Origin of the sequence: Streptomyces sp. NPDC014891, from assembly GCF_043081085.1 — a bacterium.
Taxonomy (GTDB): Bacteria; Actinomycetota; Actinomycetes; order Streptomycetales; family Streptomycetaceae; genus Streptomyces.
In genome coordinates, this window is the sequence record NZ_JBIBWF010000002.1 from 370,178 (window position 1) to 386,391 (window position 16,214).

17 protein-coding genes are annotated in these 16,214 nt (G+C 74.2%); 3 read left to right on the forward strand and 14 right to left on the reverse strand.

Annotated features, from left to right (window positions below; genetic code table 11):
- Positions 1-105: 105 nt before the first annotated feature.
- The gene (locus ACF09E_RS06300) at positions 106-468 is read right to left on the reverse strand and encodes a cytidine deaminase (RefSeq protein ID WP_361850483.1); all 363 of its coding nucleotides are present in this window, start codon (positions 466-468) and stop codon (positions 106-108) included.
- Positions 469-520: 52 nt separating this feature from the next.
- On the reverse strand, positions 521-1,408 hold the full coding sequence (locus tag ACF09E_RS06305; RefSeq protein WP_392204125.1) for a helix-turn-helix transcriptional regulator: 888 nt from the start codon (positions 1,406-1,408) through the stop codon (positions 521-523).
- A gap of 91 nt (positions 1,409-1,499) precedes the next feature.
- Here ACF09E_RS06305 and ACF09E_RS06310 point away from each other — a divergent pair, with 91 nt between their 5' ends.
- Entirely contained in the window at positions 1,500-2,924 is a 1,425-nt protein-coding gene (locus tag ACF09E_RS06310; protein ID WP_392204126.1) for an MFS transporter, read from the forward strand.
- Positions 2,925-2,975: 51 nt separating this feature from the next.
- Here the strand turns inward: ACF09E_RS06310 and ACF09E_RS06315 are convergent, their stop codons facing one another.
- From ACF09E_RS06315 to ACF09E_RS06335, 5 genes are all read right to left on the reverse strand, one after another.
- On the reverse strand, positions 2,976-3,329 hold the full coding sequence (locus ACF09E_RS06315) for an MmcQ/YjbR family DNA-binding protein (protein ID WP_361850489.1): 354 nt from the start codon (positions 3,327-3,329) through the stop codon (positions 2,976-2,978).
- Entirely contained in the window at positions 3,326-4,621 is a 1,296-nt protein-coding gene (locus tag ACF09E_RS06320; RefSeq protein WP_361850491.1) for a hemolysin family protein, read from the reverse strand. Before ACF09E_RS06320 ends, ACF09E_RS06315 begins: the two co-directional genes overlap by 4 nt.
- A gap of 5 nt (positions 4,622-4,626) precedes the next feature.
- Positions 4,627-5,124 carry an rRNA maturation RNase YbeY gene (ybeY, locus tag ACF09E_RS06325; protein ID WP_148004175.1) on the reverse strand — a complete coding sequence of 166 codons (498 nt, stop codon included), beginning with the start codon at positions 5,122-5,124 and terminating at the stop codon, positions 4,627-4,629.
- A gap of 29 nt (positions 5,125-5,153) precedes the next feature.
- Positions 5,154-6,182: a PhoH family protein gene (locus ACF09E_RS06330; RefSeq protein ID WP_392204127.1), complete on the reverse strand. Its 1,029-nt coding sequence runs from the start codon at positions 6,180-6,182 to the stop codon at positions 5,154-5,156.
- Positions 6,183-6,326: 144 nt separating this feature from the next.
- Complete coding sequence (locus tag ACF09E_RS06335; RefSeq protein WP_392204128.1) at positions 6,327-7,445, reverse strand: carbohydrate kinase family protein; 1,119 nt, start codon at positions 7,443-7,445, stop codon at positions 6,327-6,329.
- Between the two features lie 269 nt (positions 7,446-7,714).
- On the opposite strand from ACF09E_RS06335, the gene ACF09E_RS06340 reads away from it, so the two are divergent.
- Positions 7,715-9,040: an MFS transporter gene (locus ACF09E_RS06340; RefSeq protein WP_392204129.1), complete on the forward strand. Its 1,326-nt coding sequence runs from the start codon at positions 7,715-7,717 to the stop codon at positions 9,038-9,040.
- A gap of 35 nt (positions 9,041-9,075) precedes the next feature.
- On the opposite strand, the gene ACF09E_RS06345 is transcribed toward ACF09E_RS06340, so the two are convergent.
- The 5 genes from ACF09E_RS06345 to ACF09E_RS06365 form a co-directional block, all read right to left on the reverse strand.
- Positions 9,076-10,086, reverse strand: coding sequence for an adenosine deaminase (locus tag ACF09E_RS06345; RefSeq protein ID WP_392204130.1), 1,011 nt, complete (start codon positions 10,084-10,086; stop codon positions 9,076-9,078).
- A 10-nt stretch (positions 10,087-10,096) separates the two neighbouring features.
- Positions 10,097-10,999 (reverse strand): ribonuclease Z, encoded by a 903-nt coding sequence (locus ACF09E_RS06350; RefSeq protein ID WP_392204131.1) that lies wholly within the window; start codon positions 10,997-10,999, stop codon positions 10,097-10,099.
- A 13-nt stretch (positions 11,000-11,012) separates the two neighbouring features.
- Positions 11,013-11,372, reverse strand: coding sequence for a histidine triad nucleotide-binding protein (locus ACF09E_RS06355; RefSeq protein WP_392204132.1), 360 nt, complete (start codon positions 11,370-11,372; stop codon positions 11,013-11,015).
- Between the two features lie 75 nt (positions 11,373-11,447).
- Positions 11,448-12,542, reverse strand: coding sequence for a tetratricopeptide repeat protein (locus tag ACF09E_RS06360; protein ID WP_388798933.1), 1,095 nt, complete (start codon positions 12,540-12,542; stop codon positions 11,448-11,450).
- Complete coding sequence (locus tag ACF09E_RS06365; protein WP_392204133.1) at positions 12,539-13,882, reverse strand: ATP-binding protein; 1,344 nt, start codon at positions 13,880-13,882, stop codon at positions 12,539-12,541. The genes ACF09E_RS06360 and ACF09E_RS06365 overlap by 4 nt, the downstream gene beginning before the upstream one ends.
- Positions 13,883-13,957: 75 nt before the next feature.
- On the opposite strand from ACF09E_RS06365, the gene ACF09E_RS06370 reads away from it, so the two are divergent.
- On the forward strand, positions 13,958-14,332 hold the full coding sequence (locus tag ACF09E_RS06370; protein WP_392204134.1) for a hypothetical protein: 375 nt from the start codon (positions 13,958-13,960) through the stop codon (positions 14,330-14,332).
- Between the two features lie 54 nt (positions 14,333-14,386).
- Here the strand turns inward: ACF09E_RS06370 and ACF09E_RS06375 are convergent, their stop codons facing one another.
- Positions 14,387-15,130, reverse strand: a complete 744-nt coding sequence (locus ACF09E_RS06375; RefSeq protein WP_392204135.1) for a 16S rRNA (uracil(1498)-N(3))-methyltransferase — start codon at positions 15,128-15,130, stop codon at positions 14,387-14,389.
- Positions 15,127-16,206 (reverse strand): nitronate monooxygenase, encoded by a 1,080-nt coding sequence (locus tag ACF09E_RS06380; protein ID WP_392204136.1) that lies wholly within the window; start codon positions 16,204-16,206, stop codon positions 15,127-15,129. The genes ACF09E_RS06375 and ACF09E_RS06380 overlap by 4 nt, the downstream gene beginning before the upstream one ends.
- Positions 16,207-16,214 lie beyond the last annotated feature (8 nt).

The following is a 16,214-nucleotide window of genomic DNA, read 5'->3' on the forward strand; positions in this document are numbered from 1 at the left end:
CCAGGGCGGGCGGGCAGGGACGCGACGGGGCGCGGGGGCCCGGCGTGGTCGCCGGGCCCCCGCGCCCCGTCGCGTCGCCGCTCCCCGAGGGGGTGGCCGCCTCGTTCAGCCCGCCGTGACCGCCACGCGGAGCTGTCCGTCCGGACCGGCCAGCAGGACCGGGGTCTCCGGGCCGCCGAGGTCCCGTACCGCCGCGCGGTCCTCGTCCGACGCGGACGCCGCGCTCGACACGACGGCCGCCGCCTCCAGGGACCGGGCGCCGCTGGCCACGGCCATCGCGACCGCGGTCCGCAGCGCGCTCAGCTTGAGCGACTCCAGCTCCACGGTCCCCGCCACGTACGTGCGACCGGTCTCGTCCCGAACGGCCGCCCCCTCGGGCACGCCGTTGCGGGCGCGGGCGCTGCGCGCCAGCGTGATGATCTTGAGGTCCTCGGCGCCGAGGTCGCCGTGCTCGCTGCTGAGTGTCATGCCCCTGAGCATAGGTGCGGCCGGCGGCCCGGTCCGCGACGCCCCCGCGACGTCAGCCCGCGACGGGGTACATCGCCCCGCGGCGCCCCCCGGGCGACACCAGCCACTCCAGCTTCTCCGCCGTGGCCCCTTCGGGCAGCGGGGTGTGGAGCACGATCACCAGGTCCGGGCGGGCCGGGACCCGGAGCTGCGTCGCCTCGACGTACAGCGTGCCGACCAGCGGATGCTCCAGCTCCTTGCGGTTCTGCCCGCCGGGCAGGATGTCCCGCCGCTCCCACAGCTCCGCGAACTCCGGGCTCAGCCCCCTGAGCTCCTCCACGACGCGCCGGAAGCCCTCGTCCTCGGGGCTCTCCGAGCACGCCGAGCGGAACTGGGCGACGACCCGGGGCGCCATCTCCTCCCAGTGCCCGATGCGGGTGCGGTACAGCGGGTCGGTGAAGAAGGTGACCAGGCAGTTCGGCGCGCTGTCGGGGCTCATGCCGAGCACGATGGCCGCCGCGTCGTTGTACAGGACGGTGTTCCAGTACGCGTCCATGATGTGCGCGGGGAACGGCATCCAGGCGTCGATGAGCCGCCGCAGACCCGCGCACATGTCCCGGTCCTCGGGAGCCGTCTCCGGCGCCGGCGGGTTCAGCGCCGCCAGGACGTACAGATGGCGCCGCTCCGCCGGGCTCAGCCGCAGCACCCGCGCCACCGCGTCGAGCACCTGCGGCGAGACCGTGATGTCGCGGCCCTGCTCCAGCCACTGGTACCAGGAGACCCCGACGCCCGCGAGGACCGCGACCTCCTCCCGGCGCAGCCCGGGCGTCCGGCGGCGCCGGCCGCCGTCCGGGAGACCGGCCTCCGCCGGACTGACCCGGGCCCGACGGCTCATCAGGAACTCGCGCAGCTCCGCGAGTCGGTGCTGCTTCGCCGTGGTGCTCTCGAGCGCGGTGGCCACGTGTGCTTCCTCCCCCTGGACGCCTGGTGGTACGACCAACAGGATAAGTACCCGCTCCCCAGCCTTGTTCCCGGACGCCGAGGGTGGGGGCATGCCAACCCTGACCTCCCCGCCCACCGGCACCGACCCCGACCACACCACCGCCGCCGCCCCCGCCGACGGACCGGTCCTCACCGGCCGCACCCGGCTCATCCTCTTCGTGCTGTGCGCCGCCCAGTTCATGGTCGCGCTCGACTTCTCCGTGCTGAACGTGGCGCTGCCCGTCCTCGGCGCCGATCTCGGGCTCGGCCGGTCGGCCCTCCAGTGGGCGGTCACCGCCTTCGCGCTGCCCTCCGGCGGCTTCCTGCTGCTCTTCGGGCGCGTCGGCGACCTCTACGGCCGCCGGCGGCTGTTCCTCGCCGGGCTCGCCCTCTTCGGCCTCGCCTCGCTGCTCGCCACCTTCGCCTGGAACCCGGCCTCGTTCCTCACCGCACGCGCCCTCCAGGGCATCGGCGCCGCCGCGATCGTGCCCACCGGCATGTCCCTGCTGACCACGACCTTCCCCGAGGGACCCCTGCGCGACAAGGCGCTGGGCATCTCCGGCACCCTGCTCTCGCTCGGCTTCACCGTCGGCATGGTCCTCGGCGGTGTGATGACGGACGCCCTCGGCTGGCGCTCGACCATGGGCCTGCTCGCCCTCTTCGCGGTCGTGGTGCTGCCGCTGGCGCCCGGCCTGCTCCCCGAGTCCCGCACTCCCGAGCGGCCCCGGCTGGACGTGCCCGGCGCGGTGACCGTCACCGGCGGTCTGCTCTCCCTGATCTACGCCCTGTCGACGGCGGCGGAGCGCGGCTTCGGCGGCGCGGACGTGCTGGTCACGCTGGTGGCGGGGCTCGTGCTGCTCGTGGTGTTCGTGCGGGTCGAGTCCCGGCACGCGGCGCCGCTGGTGTCGCTGCCGATGCTGCGGCGCGGCACGGTCGCCTTCGGGAACCTGGGCGGTCTGGTCACCTTCTCGATGATGTCGACCGTCGTCTTCGTCCTCACCCTCTACCTGCAGGAGACCCTGGACCTGTCGGCCTTCGCGACCGGGCTGGTCTTCGGCGTGCAGGGCGTGGTGTCGGTGCTGGCCGGCATGCTCGCGCCGAAGGTGATCGGCCGCTTCGGGGCCCGCGCCACCCTGGTGGGCTCGCTGGCCGGCCAGGGCGTGCTGACGGCCGCGCTGCTCGGTCTGGGCGAGGAGTCGGGCGTGGTCCTGGCGACCGTCGCCGTCTCGCTGGCCTCAATGTGCCACCTCGGCGCGATCATCTCGTACGGGCTGACCGTCACCTCGGGCGTCCCGGACGAGGAGCAGGGCCTGGCGACGGGCCTGGTGACGACCACCCAGCAGGTCGGCATCACGATCGGCATCCCGCTGCTCGGGGTGCTCGCCACCACCGGCGGCGACCTCTACGGGGGCGTGCGCACGGTCCTCGTCCTGGACGCGGCGATCGTCCTCGGGACGGCGCTCCTGGTCGGCCTCGGCCTGCGGCGCAGGTCCTGAGCCGGCCGAGGGGCGGCGGCCGCCGGGGCCGCCGCCGCCGAAGGCCGGGAGCTACGGCCGGTCGAGGCGGAGCCGTACCGCCTTCGGCAGGCCCGCGACCACCAGGTCGTAGGAGTCCTCGACGAGCTCCCGGACCATGCGGTCGGGGAGTTCCCCGACGGTCACCGTGTTCCAGTGCCGCTTGCTCATGTGGTAGCCGGGCGCGATGGCCGGGTGCTCCTCGCGGAGGCGCACCGCCTCGTCCGGATCGCACTTCAGGTTGACCCGCAGCGGGTCGGAGTCCAGCGCCGACAGCGCGAAGAGCTTGCCCGCGACCTTGAAGACGGAGGTCTCCGGTCCGAAGGGGAACTCCTCCGACGCGTCGTTGAACTCCAGGCAGAAGGCGCGCAACTCGTCCGGGGTCATGCCTGCTCCTCCTCGCGTTCCAGCGGTTCCACGAGCACGGTGACGATCTTGTTGCGGCGGCCGGCCGGGGATTCGGCCGTGAGCCGGAGCGAGCGCCCGTCCGGCAGTTCCACGACGGCCTCCGCGCCGGCGATGGGGACGCGGCCGAGGGCCTTCGCGAGCAGTCCGCCGACCGTCTCCACGTCCTCGTCGTCGTACTCGTCGGGCCCCAGGCCGTACAGCTCGCCGAGGTCGCCGATGTCGAGGCGGGCGGTGACCCGGTGGCGGTCCCCGCCGAGCTCCTGGACCGGCGGGAGCTCCCGGTCGTACTCGTCGGTGATCTCGCCGACGATCTCCTCCAGGATGTCCTCGATGGTGACGATGCCGGCGGTGCCGCCGTACTCGTCGATGACGACGGCGACGTGGTTGCGCTCCTGCTGCATCTCGCGCAGCAGGTCGCCGGCGTTCTTGGTGTCGGGCACGAAGGTCGCGGACCGCATCGCCGTCGACACCAGGTCCGCCTCGGAGTCGCGGTTGATGTGCGTCTTGCGGACCAGGTCCTTCAGGTACACCATGCCGACGATGTCGTCCTCGTTCTCCCCGGTGACGGGGATCCGGGAGAAACCGGAGCGCAGCGCGAGGGTGAGGGCCTGACGGATCGTCTTGTACCGCTCGATGCTGACGAGGTCCGTGCGCGGCACCATCACCTCGCGCACGAGGGTGTCGCCCAGCTCGAAGACGGAGTGCACCATGCGGCGCTCCTCGTCCTCGATCAGCGACTCCTGCTCGGCGAGGTCGACCATGGCGCGCAGCTCGGCCTCGGAGGCGAAGGGGCCCTTGCGGAAGCCCTTGCCGGGGGTCAGCGCGTTGCCGATGAGGATCAGCAGCTGCGGGATCGGGCCCATGATCCGGGCCAGCGGCAGCAGGACGTACGCGGCGGCGGTGGCCGTGTTCAGCGGGTGCTGGCGGCCGATGGTGCGCGGCGAGACGCCGACGGCCACGTACGAGACGAGGACCATGACGGCGATGGCGACGAGCAGCGCCTCCCAGGTCTCCGGGAAGGCTTCGAGGCAGGCGTACGTGACGAGGACGCCGGCCGCCATCTCGCAGGCGACGCGCACGAGCAGGGCCACGTTGAGGTAGCGGGTGGGGTCGGAGGCGACCTGGGCGAGCTTCTCGGCCCCGCGCCGGCCGGACCGTACGGCCTCGGCGGCGCGGAAGCTGGAGACCCGCGCGAGACCCGCCTCGGCGCAGGCGGCGAGCCAGGCCACGACGACCAGGGCGACCGCCCCGAGGATCAGCGAGACGTCCATCGGGGTCAGGAGACGGTCGGCGCCGGGGACGGGCCGGTGAGGCCCTTCTCCTCGCGCCAGCCGTCGACGATCGCCGCCTGGAGACCGAACATCTCGGCCTTCTCGTCGGGCTCCTCGTGGTCGTACCCGAGGAGGTGGAGCACGCCGTGGACGGTGAGCAGCTGCAGCTCCTCGTCCATGGAGTGCTCCGTCGGCGCGTCCTTGCCCTGCTGGGTGGCGACCTCGGGGCAGAGCACGATGTCGCCGAGGAGCCCCTGCGGGGGCTCCGCGTCGTCCTTCGCCGGCGGGCGCAGCTCGTCCATCGGGAAGGACATGACGTCCGTCGGACCCGGCAGGTCCATCCACTGGATGTGGAGCTGCTCCATCGCCTCCGCGTCCACGACGATCACCGAGAGTTCGGAGAGCGGGTGGATGCGCATGCGCGCGAGCGCGTAGCGGGCGATGTCGAGGATCGCCTGCTCGTCGACCTCGGTACCGGACTCGTTGTTGACGTCGATCGACATGGTGCGTGTGTACTTCTCTCGTTAAGTCGTCACAGCCCGTTGCGGCCGTTGCGGCTGTCGTACTGCTCGTACGCGTCGACGATACGGCCGACGAGCTTGTGCCGGACGACATCCTGCGACGTGAGCGACGAGAAGTGGACGTCCTGGACCCCTTCCAGGATGTCGCGAACCTGCCGCAGACCGCTCTTCGTCCCGTTCGGCAGGTCGACCTGGGTGATGTCGCCGGTGATGACGATCTTCGAGTCGAAGCCGAGGCGGGTGAGGAACATCTTCATCTGCTCGGGGTTCGTGTTCTGCGCCTCGTCCAGGATGATGAACGCGTCATTCAGGCTGCGACCCCTCATGTAGGCCAGCGGCGCGACCTCGATCGTCCCGCTCGCCATCAGCTTGGGGATGGAGTCGGGGTCGAGCATGTCGTGCAGCGCGTCGTAGAGCGGGCGCAGGTAGGGGTCGATCTTCTCGTAGAGCGTGCCGGGCAGGAAGCCGAGGCGCTCGCCCGCCTCGACGGCCGGGCGGGTCAGGATGATCCGGGTGACCTGCTTGGACTGCAGGGCCTGGACCGCCTTGGCCATGGCCAGGTAGGTCTTGCCCGTGCCGGCGGGGCCGATGCCGAAGACGATGGTGTGTTTGTCGATCGCGTCGACGTATCGCTTCTGGTTGAGGGTCTTGGGACGGATGGTGCGCCCGCGGTTGGAGAGGATGTTCTGGGTGAGCACCTCGGCGGGGGTCTCCTCGCCGCCCTCCGAGCCGTTCTCGCTCGCCCTGAGCATGGCGATCGAGCGTTCCACCGCGTCCTCCGTCATCGGCTGTCCGGTGCGGAGCACCAGCATCATCTCGTCGAACAGGCGCTGGATCAGCGCGACGTCGGCCGCGTCGCCGACCGCGCTGATCTGGTTGCCCCGGACGTGGATGTCGGCCCGCGGGAACGACCGCTCGATCACGCGGAGCAGCGCGTCCCCGGAGCCGAGCAGGCTGACCATCGGGTGCTTGGCGGGGACCGTGAACTGGGCGCGGGCCTCGCCGGGCGCGCCGTTGTGGGATGTGGGCGTCTGAGTCATGGGCCGGCACTGTGGCCTGCACACACCTCCCGATGCAGGGCTGTCGCCGCTCGACCGCCGCTGGGCTACCAAGCCTACGACCAGGCGCCGACAAGCCCGTAGCGGTTTACGGTGCGGCCGTGGGTGGCGGATCCTCCGTGTGGTCTAGGTGTGGGCCGCGCGGAAGCCGATGGTGGGGACGGCCCGGCGCAGCGGCCAGGGGCGGGCGGGGGCGGGCAGGAGCCGCTCCAGGAAGGCGTAGCGGTCGCGGAGCGCCTCGGGGTCCTGGCTCTCGTGGCCCTGGACGCGCTGCCACCAGGCGGCGATCTCGCCCCAGGTGGGGGCGGACAGGGAGCCGCCGAACTCCTGGACGGAGAGGGCGGCGGTGAGGCCGGCGAAGGCGAGGCGGTCGGCGAGCGGCCAGTCGGCGAGGGTGCCGGTGACGAAACCGGCGACGAAGACGTCCCCGGCTCCGGTGGGGTCGAGGGCGGAGACCTGGATGGCGGGGACCTCGGCGGTCTCGCCGGTGCCGCCGTCGACGGCGTAGGCGCCCTCGGCGCCGAGGGTGACGACGGCGTAGCGGACCTTGTCGGCGAGGGCGCGGGCGGCGGCCCGGGGGCAGTCGGTCCGGGTGTAGCGCATCGCCTCGGCGGCGTTGGGCAGGAAGGCCTCGCAGTGCGCGAGGTCGGCGAGGCCGGCCAGGTCCCAGCGGCCGGTGTCGTCCCAGCCGACGTCGGCGAAGACCTTGGCGCCGCCGCGGGCGGCCTGGGCGACCCAGTCCTCCTCGCGGCCGGGGGCGAGGGAGGCGACGGCCGCGCGGGCGTGCGGCGGATAGGCGGGCAGGGCGCCGTCGGACGGGGGCGCCTCGTGTCCGTGGGAGACCATCGTGCGCTCGCCCTCGTAGGCCATGGAGACCGTGACCGGGGAGTGCCAGCCGGGGACGGTGCGGGAGAGCGTCAGGTCGATGCCCTCGCCCTGTTCGAGGGCGTCCCAGCAGTACTCGCCGTAGTGGTCGTCGCCGAAGGCGGCGGCGAGGGAGGTGCGGAGCCCGAGGCGGGCGAGGGCGGTGGCCATGTTGGCGACGCCGCCGGGGCTGGAGCCCATGCCGCGGGCCCAGGACTCGGTGCCGCGGACGGGGGCGGAGTCGAGGCCGGTGAAGATGATGTCGAGGAAGACCGTGCCGGTCAGGAAGACGTCGCAGGCGGGGTCGGTGGGCTCCCGCAGGCACACCAACGGGTCGACCCCGGCGTCCTGTTGCGGCTGGTCTCCCCTTGCTGTGGTCACGGCGGACTCCCCGGTCGTGGTGCGCGGCCCGGCACCGCGGTGCCGGTCTGGACAGTGTGCCCGATGGGGCTGGAGAGACGGGGGCGACGCCGCACGACGCTCGCGCGGTACCCGCCTCATCCACCCTCAAACCAATTGTGACCCGTATCACTGGCCGAATCGGGGGATTCCACCTTCTCCGCTCACTCGGATGCTTGATACACATGGTGCCGCGACCCCGTGGCTCACCGGGCGCCGTCTCACTTCCCTGTTCAGTTCCTGGAACGCCCATGTCGTCGCGCCCGCGCGTCCCGGGGGCCCTGGTCGCCCTCGTCTCCCTCTTCACCGCCGGCTACCTCGCCCCGTACCTGCTGCCGACCGTCGTCGGCAGGCTCTCGGCCGGACTCGGCCTCACCCCGACCCAGGCGGGCCTGGTGGGATCCGTCCTGCTCCTCGGCTCCTCCACCGCCGGCTTCACGCTCGCCGCCCGCGGCGAGCGGATCGGGCCCCGCCGGGCGGCCCGCGCCGGCCTGCTCGCGATGGCGGTGGGATACGGCTCCGCGGCCGCGACCGGCGCCGTGCCCCTGGTGGTCGCCGGCGCGGTCCTCGGCGGCCTCGGGTCGGGCACCGCGACCGCGGTGGCCGCGGCCGGGATCGCCGGGCAGCGGGACCCGCACCGGGCCTCGACCCTCGGTCTGCTGTCCGTCTCCGCCACCGCGGGCGCGCTCTACCTGACGCTCCCGCACCTGTCCGGCGGGCACGCGCCGCCGCTGCTCGCGATCGCCTGCGCGGCGACCCTGGTCTGGCCGCTCACGGGCAGGCTGCCGGGCACGGTCCGGGACACCCGCGGGCCCGCCCCGACCGGCCCGCTCCCCCACCGCGCCGCGGGCGCGGTCCTGGCGGGCTGCATCCTCCTCTGGTCGCTCTCCCAGAACGCCCTGTGGGGCGTCAGCGGCCGCATCGGCCTGACCCAGGCCGGCCTCTCCGAGGTCACGGTCGGCGCGGTCTTCGCGGCGGCGCTCGGCGCCGGGCTCCTGGGTGTCACCGCGGCGGGGGCGCTCGGTTCCCGCCTGGGCCGGGCCGTACCGATCGGCGTGGGCACCGTCCTCATCGCGGGCTGTGTGCTGCTGAGCTCGGCGGCCGGGGGCCTGGTCTCCTTCGCGACCGGCGAGATCCTGTGGAACGCCTGCTATCCGGTGGTCCTCTCCTACCTCCTGGGCCTGGCCGCCTCGCTCGACCCCCGGGGCCGCTGGGCGGTCCTGGTCGGCGCGGCCTCGTCGCTGGGCGTGGCCTGCGGCCCGCTGGCGGGCAGCCTGCTGTCGGAGGGCGCCGGGTATCCGGGCATGGGCGCGGTCCTGTGCGCGCTGCTGCTCCTGGTCGCGGTCCCCATGACGGCGGTGGCCCGGCACGTCTCGGGCCGCCCGCTGGTCCCGGGCTCGGTGCGGCGCAGGGGCGGCGCGGCGGGCGCGGTCCTGGCGGGCACGGCGGCGGCGACACCGCCGACCGTCCCGCAGATGGGCGCCCCCGAGCAGGAGATCGCCCCGGTGCGGGTCCCGGCGGGCCGCCGCCTGGCCAAGTCGGCGTACCGGCTGGCACGGCCGAGCGACCGGGGGTAGCGCCGCAGCGCCGCCGGGGCGCCCGGCCGCCCCGGCTACTCCCCGGCGAACTCGTACGCCTCGACCTCGGCCAGGTACCGTGCGCGGCGTGGCTCGTCGTCCTCCAGGAAGGACGCCTCGAAGGAGTTCCGCGCCAGCTCGCGCAGCTGCTCGGGCGTCAGCCCCAGGGCGTCCCGCACGCCGTCGAAGTTGTCGCCGGCGTAGCCGCCGAAGTACGCGGGGTCGTCGGAGTTCACGGTGACGAGCAGCCCTGCCGCCATCATCGACCGCAGCGGGTGGTCGGCCAGCGCGTCGACGGCCCGCAGCCGCACGTTCGACAGCGGGCAGAGCGTGAGCGGCACCCGCTCCCGCACGAGCCGGTCGACGAGGTCCGGGTCCTCCATGCAGCGCAGCCCGTGGTCGATCCGCTCCACGCCGAGGACGTCGAGCGCCTCGCGGACGTAGGCCGCCGGGCCCTCCTCGCCGGCGTGGGCGACGCGGCGCAGCCCGAGCGCCGCGGCGGCCTCGTACACCTCGCGGAACTTGGCCGGCGGGTGGCCGACCTCCGCCGAGTCCAGGCCGACCCCGGTGATCCGGTCCAGGTACGGCTTCGCCGCGTCCAGGGTCGCGAGCGCCGACTCGGCCGGCTCGTCGCGCAGGAAGCACATGATGAGCCGGGTGGAGACCCCGTACCGCTCCTCGGAGCGCTCCAGGGACGCGCCGATGCCCTCGATCACCGTGCCGATGGGGACGCCGCGGGCGGTGTGCGCCTGCGGGTCGAAGAAGATCTCGGCGTGCCGGACGCCCTGGGCGGCGGCCCGCTCCAGATAGGCGTCGGTGAGCGCGGTGAAGTCCTCGGCGGTGCGCAGGACCGCCATCAGACCGTAGTAGAGGTCGAGGAAGGACTGGAGGTCGCTGAAGCGGTACGCCTCGCGCAGGGCGGCGGTGTCCGCGTACGGCAGGGTGACGCCGTTGCGCGCGGCGAGCGCGAAGGCCAGCTCGGGTTCGAGGGTGCCTTCGATGTGGAGGTGCAGTTCGGCCTTGGGGAGAGCCGCGGGGAGGGGCATGGGTGGTGCTCTATCTCTTCGGTACGGGGACCCTCATGAGGTCCTGGGCAATGCTCAGTTCGCCGTCGAACCCGGCCGCCCGTGCCTGCCGCTCGAACGCGGCCGGGTCGGAGTAGCGCTGCGAGAAGTGGGTGAGGACGAGGTGGCGCACCCCCGCGTCCCGGGCGACGGCGGCGGCCTGTCCGGCCGTCAGATGGCCGTGGTCGGTGGCGAGGCGGACGTCCTCGTCGAGGAAGGTCGACTCGATGACGAGCAGGTCGGCCCCCTCGGCGAGCGCGTGCACGCCGTCGCAGAGCCGGGTGTCCATGACGAAGGCGAACCGCTGCCCGCGCCGGATCTCGCTGACCTGGTCGAGCGTGACGCCGTCCAGCACGCCGTCGCGCTGGATCCGGCCCACGTCCGGCCCCTTGATGCCGTGCGCAGCGAGCCGCTCGGGCAGGATGCGGCGCCCGTCGGGCTCGGTGAGCCGGTAGCCGTACGACTCGACGGGGTGCGAGAGCAGGCGCGCGTCGAGGGTGTAGGCGTCGGTGACCGCCAGCGGCCCGTCGGCGGAGACGGGCGCCTCGGTCAGCCGCACGGTCTCGCGGTACGCCGTGGCGTACCGCAGGCGCTCGAAGAAGTGCTGCCCGCTCGCCGGGTAGTGCGCGGTGACCGGGTGCGGGACCTGGTCGAGGTTGATCCGCTGGATCACCCCGGCCAGGCCGAGCGAGTGGTCGCCGTGGAAGTGCGTCACGCAGATCCGGTCGATGTCGTGCGCGGCGACCCCGGCGCGCAGCATCTGGCGCTGGGTGCCCTCACCGGGGTCGAAGAGGAGGCCCTGTCCGTCCCAGCGCAGCAGGTAGCCGTTGTGGTTGCGGTGCCGGGTCGGGACCTGGCTTGCGGTCCCGAGCACGACGAGTTCCCGTACGGACACGGCGGACCGGGGCCTAGCCGGGAGGCCAGTTGAGGCCGCGGCCGCCGAGCACGTGGGCGTGCGCGTGGAAGACGGTCTGGCCCGCGCCGACGCCGGTGTTGAAGACGATCCTGAAGCCGCTGCCCTCGGTCTTCTCCTGGGCGGCGACCTCGCCGGCCTCGCGCAGCACGTCGGCGGCGACGTCCGGGGCGGCGGCGGCCAGCGACGGGGCGTCCGGGTAGTGGAGGCGCGGGATCACGAGGACGTGGCTGGGCGCCTGCGGGTTGATGTCGCGGAACGCGAGCGTCGTCTCCGTCTCGCGCACGATCGTCGCGGGCACGTCCCCCGCCACGATCTTGCAGAACAGGCAGTCGCTCTGCGGCTCTCCGGCCATGGCCCTGGGCCTCCTCGCTCGTCGGTCGCTACACGCGCATGCTATCCGCCGCCGGGTGGGCCGCCGGGTGCCAGGTCAGTCCTTGGGCGCGCGCCGGTTGAGGGCCGAGCGGCTCACCCAGTACGTGACGATCACGGCCCAGAACAGCGGCGTGCCGAGCCCGCCGACCACCCCGGCGTCGAAGGACCAGAGGGCCATCGACACCACCGAGTAGAGCGCGAGCAGCCCCACGGCGGCGGCCATCGCGACCACGGGCCGGCAGGAGCGCGCCACCAGGAGCATCGGACGGCGCAGCCGGGGCGGCACCCGGCGGCTCATCCACAGCACCCACCCGCCCCAGGCGCCGACGATCACGGCGGCGCCGATCAGGAACGGCACGACGGCGGCGGCGCCGGTCTCCCCGTTGCGGGCGGGGGCCGCGCCGAACGTCGAGGCGATGAAGCCGAGCAGGGCGACCCAGCGCGCCCCCGCCACGGTGTTCCAGGCCATGGCCTCCAGGTTGTAGCGGGCCTTGCGGTCCTGGAGGTCCAGCGCGGCCGAGGCGACGAAGCCCTCGGCGGCCTGCGTCCAGGCCCCGCGCCGGAAGCGGCGCCGCCGCAGCTTCACCAGCGACAGGTTGTTGTGTGCCTCGCTGCTCTGCGGGTTGAGCCGGAGGGCGGCCTCGTACGCCCGCTGCGCGGTGGTGTGGTCGCCGCGGCGCTGCGCGGTGAGTCCCACCAGGAAGTGGGCGGCGTCCTCCTCGGGGGCGAGGCTGACGGCGGCCCGCGCGGCCTCGTACGCCTCGACGGTGCGCGCGGGCGTCCGCGCGTGCTCGGCGAACTGTGCGAGGGCGGTGCCGAGGGCGTAGTGCGTGCCCCAGTACTGCGGGGCGAGCCGTACGGAGTACCGGGCGGCGGTCTCGGCCTCGGGGAACCGCCGCAGTTCCAGGAGGATCTGGACGCGCATCAGCCAGGCCGAGAGCAGCTCCGGCTCGGCGCGCAGCGCGCCGTCCACGGCCGCCAGGGCGGCCTGGTGCTCCTCGGCGCGGTGGTGGCAGCGGGCGAGGAGGACGAGCGCCCCGGCGTCCTCCGGTTCGCTCGCCAGGTGCTGGGCCACGAGCTCCCCGGCCTGCGCGAACCGCCCCGTGTCGTAGAGGGCTTCGGCGCGCAGGAGCGCCGTCGGCGTGGTCACAGCTTACGCTTCCGCTTGAGGTGGGCGAGGAGGTCGTCGTACAGGCCGCCCTCGTTGGCGAACATGGCGACGTTCCGTGCGGCCGCGAACCACGGTTCGGTCGACGGCTTGAGCTGCTTGGCCGCGCCCAGCAGGTCCTTGGTGGTGATCAGCCGGACGGAGCCGCTGCGCGCGGAGTCGAGGAGCGCGGTCTCGGCGGCGGTCTCGCAGACGTGGGCGAGGTCGGCGCCGGAGAAGTCCTCGGTGGCCTTGACGAGCCTGCCGAGGTCGACGGCCTCGATGGGGCGCTCCCGCAGGTGGTAGCGGAGGATCGCCTCGCGTGCGGTGGCGTCGGGCGGCAGCACGAGGAGGGTGCGGTCGAGCCGGCCGGGGCGGCGCAGCGCGATGTCCACGTCCCAGGGGACGTTGGTGGCGGCGAGCACGAAGACGCCCTCGTTCCCGGCGCCGCCGGCGATGCCGTCGAGCTCGGTGAGGAGCTGGTTGACGACGTTCCGCAGCCCGCTGTGGTGGGTGCGGGAGCGCTTGGCGCCGAGGGCGTCGAGCTCGTCGAGGAAGACGACGCAGGGGGCCTGGCGGCGGGCCGTCTCGAAGATGTCGTGGATGTTCTTCTCGGACGCCCCGATCCACATGTCGAGGACGTCGGAGAGCGAGACGGTGAGGAAGTTGGCGCCCAGCTCACCCGCGACGGCCCGGGCGATGAACGTCTTGCCGCAGCCGGGGGGCCCGTAGAGGAGCAGGCCGCCGCGCAGCGACTTGCCGTACAGCCTGCGCAGTTCGGGGTTGCGCATGGGCGCGAGGAAGGCGGCCTCCAGGCGGTCCTTGACCTCCTCCATGCCGCCGACGTCGGCGAGGCGTACGGCTCCGGGCGCGTCGACGTCCCAGGCGTCGGCGTCCCCGCCGGCACCGGCGCCCTCGGCGGCCTGCGGGTCCTCCAGGAAGCGGGGGCCGACGACGTCCTGGACCTGCTGCTCGGCGGCGTCCCAGTCGAAGCCGGAACCGGCGGGGGCCTCGCCCCCGGCTGCGGCGGCGGGCCCGGCGGGCGGCTCCCCGTCCGTGCCCGGCCCGGTCGGCTCCCCCGGCCTCGCCGGTGCGGCGGGACCGGCGGCGGCGGGTCCGGTCGGCCCGGCGGCCGGGGGCAGCCCCATGGCCCGCACCATCAGCGCCCGCGCGTCCGCGTCCCCCGGCGCGTGCTGGAGCGCGACGGCCGCCTCCGCCACGGCCTCGTCGGTCCGCCCCTCGGCGAGGAGGAGTTCGGCGAAGTGGAGGCGCAGGGGCACGTCACCGGGCGCGGCGGCCACGGCGGCGCGCAGACTGCGGATCAAGGGGGACTCGTCGGCCATGCGGTCAGCCTAAGGAGGGCGCGGGGCCCGCCGTCCACCGGGTGCGCCCCGGTGCCCCTCCGTACACTTCGCCGGATGAGACGGGACCGCGTGCCGCGCAGACTGACGGTCGGCTCCGAGGTGTGGCTGTGGACGGTCGGGCACCGGCACTCACCGGGCTGCCTGACCTTCCTCACCCTGCGGCGCGCGGCGGACCGCCACGCCCAGCTCCGCCTGGTCTTCCGGGACGGCCCCGGGCGCATCGTGTCCGGCTACCCCTTCGGCGCCGGCGACATCGCCTCGACGGGCCCCGGCGCCGTCCTCAACCTGAACGAACCGGGGGTCGCCCGCCGCTTCCTCGACGAGGCCGCGGCCCGCGGTCTGCTCCCGACCGCCCACGGCATCCGCGACGAGGACGGCTGGCCCCTCTACGACGCCCTCGCGGCGCCGTCCCCGCCCGCGACCGCCTGACGTCGGCATCGGCCCGGAAGGGCCTGAGCCGGGCGCGTCCCGCCGGAGTGCCGCTCAGCTCCAGCGGCCCGTGCGGCCCAGGACGAGGGCCGTCGCCGCCGTACCCGCCGTCGAGGTCCGCAGCACGCTCCGGCCGAGCCGGTACGGCTTCGCCCCGGCCGCCTCGAACGCGGCGAGCTCCTCCGGGGACACCCCGCCCTCGGGCCCGACGACCAGCACGACCGAGCCCTTCTCCGGGAGTTCGGCGGTGGCGAGCGCGCCGCTGGGGTGCTCGCGGTCCTCGTGCAGCACCGCCGCGAAGTCCGCGCCGACGAGCAGGGCGGCGACCTGCTTGGTGGTCATGGCGTCCGCGACCTCGGGGAACCGGGACCGGCGCGACTGCTTCCCGGCCTCGCGCGCGGTGGACCGCCACTTGGCGAGCGCCTTGAGGCCCCGGTCGCCCTTCCACTGGGTGATGCAGCGGGAGGCGGCCCACGGCACGATCGCGTCCACCCCGGTCTCCGTCATGGTCTCCACGGCGAGTTCGCCGCGGTCGCCCTTGGGGAGCGCCTGGACGACGGTGATCCGGGGCTCCTCCTCCGGGTCCTCGTGGACCTCGTCGACCCGCACGGTGAGCTGGTCCCTGCCCTCGGCGGCGAGCACCGCGCAGGCGGCCCAGCGGCCCCGGCCGTCGGCGAGGACGAGTTCCTCGCCGGCCCGCAGCCGCTTCACCGAGACGGCGTGGCGGCCCTCGGGTCCGTCGAGGAGGAAGGTCCCGGGGCCGGGGACGGCGTCGACGACGAAGACGGGTGCGGTCATGAGGCGCTCCTGTGGGGCAGCTCGGAGAGAGCGGTGTCGAGTTCGGCGGCCAGTACCTCGACCAGCTGCCCGGCGGGGAGATCGCGGGCGAGCCGATGGCCCTGACCGGCCCACAGTGCCATGCCCTGGGCGTCGCCCGCGGCGGCGGCGGCCTTGCGGAGGGGGGCGGTGAGGTGGTGGATCTCGGGATAGGCGGCGGGGGCGTACGGCCCGTGCTCCCGGACGAAGCGGTTCACGAGGCCCCGCGCGGGTCTTCCGGTGAAGGCCCGGGTGAGGACGGTCCGGGTGTACAGCGGGTCGGTCAGGGCCCGCTTGTGCAGGGCGTGGGCTCCCGACTCGGGGCAGCGGAGGAAGGCGGTGCCGAGCTGGGCCGCGTCCGCCCCGGCGGCGAGGACGGCGGCGATCTGCGCGCCGCGCATGATGCCGCCGGCCGCGACGACCGGCAGGGAGACGCTCTCGCGGACCAGGCCGAGCAGGGTGAGCAGCCCGGTGCCCGGGGCGTCCTCGGCGGGGTCGTCGCGGAAGCCGCCCTGGTGTCCGCCGGCCTCGGCGCCCTGCACGCAGACGGCGTCCGCCCCGGCCTGCTGGGCGGCGAGGGCCTCGTCGGCGGAGGTGACGGTCACGATCGTGAACGTCCCGACCCGCGCGAAGGAGGCCAGGACCTCGGGCGTGGGGCAGCCGAAGGTGAAGGAGACGACCCGGACCGGGTCCTCCAGAAGGATCGCCAGCTTCGCGTCGTACGCGTCGTCGCGGTGGTCGTCGGTCTCACCGAGCGGGGTGTCGTACCAGGTGGCCTCGCCCGCGAGCTGGTGCCGGTAGACCTCGACGGCGGCGGGGTCGGCGGGCCGTCCGGAGTCCGGCAGGAAGAGGTTCACGCCGAAGGGGCGCGCGGTGAGTCCGCGCAGCTGCTTGATCTCCTGGTAGAGGCCGCCGGCCGTCTTGTACCCGCCGGCCAGGAACCCGAGCGCCCCGGCCGCGGACACGGCTCCGACCAGCTCGGGGGAGGAGGCGCCACCCGCCATGGGGGCCTGCACGATCGGGAACCGAGAGAGATCGTTCAGTGCGGTGGTGGACATATGGGCAT

Excerpts from the sequence above, each read along its gene's own strand:
- ACF09E_RS06355 (WP_392204132.1), bottom strand. The coding sequence starts at position 11,372 with ATGGCCGGAGAGCCGCAGAGCGACTGCCTGTTCTGCAAGATCGTGGCG.
- ACF09E_RS06310 (WP_392204126.1), top strand. The coding sequence starts at position 1,500 with ATGCCAACCCTGACCTCCCCGCCCACCGGCACCGACCCCGACCACACC.
- ACF09E_RS06315 (WP_361850489.1), bottom strand. The coding sequence starts at position 3,329 with ATGACCCCGGACGAGTTGCGCGCCTTCTGCCTGGAGTTCAACGACGCG.
- ACF09E_RS06370 (WP_392204134.1), top strand. The coding sequence starts at position 13,958 with ATGAGACGGGACCGCGTGCCGCGCAGACTGACGGTCGGCTCCGAGGTG.
- ACF09E_RS06320 (WP_361850491.1), bottom strand. The coding sequence starts at position 4,621 with ATGGACGTCTCGCTGATCCTCGGGGCGGTCGCCCTGGTCGTCGTGGCC.
- ACF09E_RS06365 (WP_392204133.1), bottom strand. The coding sequence starts at position 13,882 with ATGGCCGACGAGTCCCCCTTGATCCGCAGTCTGCGCGCCGCCGTGGCC.
- ACF09E_RS06375 (WP_392204135.1), bottom strand. The coding sequence starts at position 15,130 with ATGACCGCACCCGTCTTCGTCGTCGACGCCGTCCCCGGCCCCGGGACC.
- ybeY (WP_148004175.1), bottom strand. The coding sequence starts at position 5,124 with ATGTCGATCGACGTCAACAACGAGTCCGGTACCGAGGTCGACGAGCAG.
- ACF09E_RS06345 (WP_392204130.1), bottom strand. The coding sequence starts at position 10,086 with ATGCCCCTCCCCGCGGCTCTCCCCAAGGCCGAACTGCACCTCCACATC.
- ACF09E_RS06330 (WP_392204127.1), bottom strand. The coding sequence starts at position 6,182 with ATGACTCAGACGCCCACATCCCACAACGGCGCGCCCGGCGAGGCCCGC.
- ACF09E_RS06380 (WP_392204136.1), bottom strand. The coding sequence starts at position 16,206 with ATGTCCACCACCGCACTGAACGATCTCTCTCGGTTCCCGATCGTGCAG.
- ACF09E_RS06300 (WP_361850483.1), bottom strand. The coding sequence starts at position 468 with ATGACACTCAGCAGCGAGCACGGCGACCTCGGCGCCGAGGACCTCAAG.
- ACF09E_RS06340 (WP_392204129.1), top strand. The coding sequence starts at position 7,715 with ATGTCGTCGCGCCCGCGCGTCCCGGGGGCCCTGGTCGCCCTCGTCTCC.